This is a genomic window from uncultured Limnohabitans sp. (assembly GCF_937889215.1).
GTDB lineage: Bacteria > Pseudomonadota > Gammaproteobacteria > Burkholderiales > Burkholderiaceae_C > Limnohabitans_A.
The window spans coordinates 1-4,274 of the sequence record NZ_CALBEX010000506.1 but is presented as its reverse complement, the minus strand read 5'-3'; the positions used below and the strand labels follow the sequence as shown (position 1 = coordinate 4,274).

The following is a 4,274-nucleotide window of genomic DNA, read 5'->3' as shown; positions in this document are numbered from 1 at the left end:
TATTTGCCTTTGGCTCAAAAGTTGATTGAAAACGATGCCGACGTCAACAAAACCGGCTGGACCCCATTGCATTACACCGCCTCGGGTGGCCATGTGCCCGTGATCGCGCTTTTGCTGGAAAACAGCGCCTATATCGATGCCGAGTCGCCCAATGGCAGCACGCCCTTGATGATGGCCGCCATGTACGGCAGCCCGGAAGCGGTCAAGCACCTGATTCAGGCTGGTGCCGACGTAACCCTGAAAAACCAGCTCGGCATGACCGCGCTGGATTTCGCCATTCGAGGCCAGCGACCCAACGCCAAAGAACTCATCGAAACCGCCTTGGCCCGTCTGACTGCTCGCCGATAAATGGATACGTTTTGATGGTGGTTACCGGGGTGGTGACCGTTTTGCCGGTTCATTGCCATCATTTATTCGTTCTAATAAGTTCATACGATGTATATTATGTAAAGTCACATGCACAGTTCAAGGCTCAAAACCGCAAAACCCCGAAGAACCCTCTCGATTTAGTTCAGGGGTTGAGCAAGTATTTTGTAGGTCGGTGCCTTCAGGTCCGACAAGCGTTCAATGCACCACTGCCTTTTGAGAATGCCAAGCCGCCAAGGCACGAAACGTCGGACCACAAAGGCCGACATGCCAAAGATCCTATGGCCGGACCAATGGCTGAAGGTGTATCAACACCCTCAGATCAAGGGATCAAACGCTGCGTTTGGCGGAAAGATGTTGGCGCACCCAGCAAAGCGCGGTATTGCCCCTGGGCCCAAGCCTGCGCCATGTCGCGGCTGCGCGGTGAAAACACGTGTCCGCTTTGGCCTGTTTGGTAAATAAAACGGGAGTCATCAGCCGAACTCAGGTCATACAGCGCACGAAGCGACGCTGCATGGCGGTTGGCAAAAGGTTCACAGGGGTCATTGGCCCAATACTGGCCGACGTTGACCGTGAACTGATCGCCCGGACTCTGCACCCGCACATCGAACAGCGCATTCAACACGGGTACTTTGCCAAAAGGCCTGTGGCTGCTGATGGCCGGGTGCCAAGCGCCCCAGCGCCATTGGTGAACATCGCGCCCCAACTTGGCCGAAATACGGCTCAAGCTGCGGTCCATGGCCGCATTGACCACAGGGTCGCAGCCCGCTTGCCCGCACCAAAACGTGTCGTTACGGGCCAATATGCCTTCCAATGCGGCTCTAAAATGGCGTTTCCCATAAAGCCCCTGGAAACGTTGAGCTCCCAAGCGCGGCACCAAGACGGCCCGCGTCATCTCATCGGCCCAGACGTTCAAAATCAAAGCCGCAGCGCTGTTCACATGCATGTGACCATCAAAATCTGCCAGCAACTTCATGGCCTCTGCACCCAAGGCGTGTTGGCTTTGTGCCTTGCGGGCGCTGGGCAGCAAGGTCTGGGCGGCCAAAGACAGCACGTCGTTTTGCACAGCCTGCATGCTCTGAACGCTGTGAAGCGGGGTTGCGGCCATCAATTGTTCAATCCGGTTGAAACGCTCCGGGGTGGTCCAGTCGGCCCCTAAAAAATGGGGATAGCCCAGCGGCAAAATGTTTTGATTGGCGGTGGCATGACAGCCTTTGGTGCTGATCTGCGCGGTGTTCAGGGCCGGGTTTTCGGCATAGGGTATCCAGCCCTGCCAGTCGTATTGCGCCAGCCAACCGGGCGCGGGTGCCACGCCGAGGATGTCGTTGTCCGGAGAGCGGACCGGCACTTTGCCAATGGCTTGAAAAGCCACCTCCCCTTGCGTGTCGGCCATCACCACGCTTTGCATGGGCGAGTGGTGGTCTGCGAAAGCCCGCTGCAACTGCGCCACGCTTTGCGACCAGTTGGCCTGCATGCCGGCATCGATGGTGGCGTTGTCCGGTGTCAGCGCCGACCAGCGCAAGCTCAGGGCATAGGCGGCCGTGTTGAGCAAGCCGGTGTACTGCGGCTGCACATCGCTGATGACGGGGCCATGCCGGGTGCTGCGCACTTGCAAGGTCACATCGCCCTGCCCCTTGACACGGATGGTTTCGCTGCGGGTCTCGAAAGAGGCCCAGCCTTCGGGGGTTCGGTACTGACCCGGACGGGCCGCGTCCAGTTGCTCCAGATACAGGTCTTGCACATCGGGCCCGGTATTGGTGAAGCCCCAGGCTACACCCCGGGTGCGACCCAGCACCACGAAGGGTAAGCCGGGTAAGGTGGCGCCCATCACATCCAGGGCAGGCAAGGACTGACCTTGCCAGACGCTTGCAGGCGCTTTCAGCCGGGCAAAGTACCAAATGGCCGGGGCACTGAGGGCCAAGTGCGGGTCATTGGCCAGCAATGGTTTGCCGCTGACGGTGTGGCTGCCGGGCACCACCCAATTGTTGCTGCCCTTGCCATCCAGAATGCCCATGTCGCGGACCCATTCGGCCGACCATTGGGCCAGAGCGCTGGACCGATCCGACTCGATGGCCGTGCCCGCTGTCTCAGCTGCAGGGGCGTACACGCCCAATTGCGCATACAGCGCGGGCAAATCCACCGCCGTGGCAGGTTTTTCTCCGGGGTATGGCGGCAGCAGTTGCCAAAGTTGTTCGTTGTTCAGGACCTTGGACGCGGACAGCCGTGCAAACTCTTGCCCCCAATTGCCGCCCAAATCCAGCGCCATCATCAGTGCCCAGCCCACGCTGTCTTCGGGCAGCCAGGCTTGACCGCCCTGCCCGCCAGCTGACGTGCCCAGAATCTGAAACTCGGGAGATGCTCGAACCGCGCCGGTGCGCCAGGCGGCCTGAATGCCTTCGCTGTAGGCCTGCAGCGCCGCTTGCGCCAAAGGCGACAAAAGCTTGAGCTGCTGGCGCGCCATGGGGATGATCCCTAGCGTGCGCATCAGCTTGTCGGTGCCCAACGTGGCGGGGCCCAAGATCTCGGACAGCTCACCGTGCATGATGCGGCGGTTGAACTCGAGTTGCCAGCCGCGCTCTTGGGCATGCACAAAACCCATGGCCCGCCAGGCTTCCAGCGCCGTAGCCGCCTGAATGTGCGTCACGTCTGAGTTGTCACGCCCGATGCTCACCGGCTGGTTCAGCCCTGGCAATTGCACCGTGCCGTCCAACTTGGGCAGGCTGCGCAGCATTTGCACCGCCAAAACACCGCCCGCAAGCAAAACGGCGACCACTGCCAAAACACTCAAACGTCCGAGCCATTTCATGAGGCAGTCCCCTTGTTTTGTATATTTTTCAGAGCGTCAAATATGGCCCCAAACCATCAACGCGTCACGCCCTTCGGTGACAAGGTCCACCTTGGCACCCACGGGCAACAACACCTTGGTTTCGACATGACCAAAAGGCAAGCCCGTGAGCACCAGGGCCTTGATCTGGCTGCGGAGCCCGTCGACCACGGTGGCCAGCTTGAAGCCTTTGTCGTGCGCGGGCACCAGCTTGTATTTGCTGAACTGGCCGATCAGCACCGCCTTTTGCTGGGCCAGCACACCCGCATGTAGCAGTTGCGTTAGCATGCGCTCGATGCGGTAAGGGTGCTCGCCCACGTCTTCGAGGAACAACACGCCGCCTTTGATTTGCGGGAAATACGGCGTACCGAGCAATGAAGTCAGCACCGTCAGGTTGCCACCCCAAAGCGGCGCGTCTTTCACCAACACGCGGCGCTCGGCTTCAAGCTTGGGAAGTTGCCAGCCTGTGCCCTCGCCTTGTTCCATCAACAAGTCATCAAAACAGGCCTGCATGATGTCGTCGGGTTCTTGCTCAGGCCCAAAGTCTTCGCCCAAGGCCGGGCCCTGCCAGCTGATGCGACCAGTCTTGGCCAACACCGCTTGGTTGAAGGCCGTGAAATCGCTCAGGCCCATAAACTGCGTGCCCCCATCAATGGCTTTGGCGATTTGTTTGTAGGGCAATGCCGGCAGGATGCGCGTGAGGCCGTAGCCGCCGCGCGAGATGAGCGCCACGTCGGCACCGCTGGCTGCGGCACGGGTGATGGCCGCAATGCGCGTGGCGTCGTCGCCCGCAAAACGCATGTGGCTGGCCAAGGCGGCTTCGTCGACTTCCACCTCGTGGCCTTGGGCTTTCAGTCGTTTGACGCCCCGGCGAAAGGCCGCTTTATCGCGCACCGCGCTGGAGGGGGAAAAAATGTAAATGTGGGCCATGTTTTTATCGTTGAGTTAGTGCCAATGTCATGCGGTGGCTTGGCTCGGCAGCCTCCTGTCAAGCGGAAGAATCAGGGCTTGAAGTGTCGCACAGCCGCCGCGGCAATCGCCCTGCCCTGCTCCTGCACAAAATGGCCGGCTTCTGGCAAACCAT

At 60.0% G+C, this 4,274-nt stretch carries 3 protein-coding genes; 1 reads left to right on the top strand and 2 read right to left on the bottom strand.

Annotated elements, in window-relative coordinates:
* On the top strand, nucleotides 1-348 hold a 348-nt coding region (locus Q0341_RS12835), incomplete at its 5' end, for an ankyrin repeat domain-containing protein (RefSeq protein ID WP_299514000.1).
* 340 nt (nucleotides 349-688) lie between these two features.
* Here the strand turns inward: Q0341_RS12835 and Q0341_RS12830 are convergent.
* Nucleotides 689-3,172 carry a penicillin acylase family protein gene (locus tag Q0341_RS12830; RefSeq protein ID WP_299513997.1) on the bottom strand — a complete coding sequence of 828 codons (2,484 nt, stop codon included), beginning with the start codon at nucleotides 3,170-3,172 and terminating at the stop codon, nucleotides 689-691.
* A 36-nt stretch (nucleotides 3,173-3,208) separates the two neighbouring features.
* A complete protein-coding gene (locus tag Q0341_RS12825) occupies nucleotides 3,209-4,120 on the bottom strand; it encodes an LD-carboxypeptidase (RefSeq protein WP_299513993.1) in 912 nt (303 codons plus the stop codon).
* Between the last annotated feature and the right edge of the window lie 154 nt (nucleotides 4,121-4,274).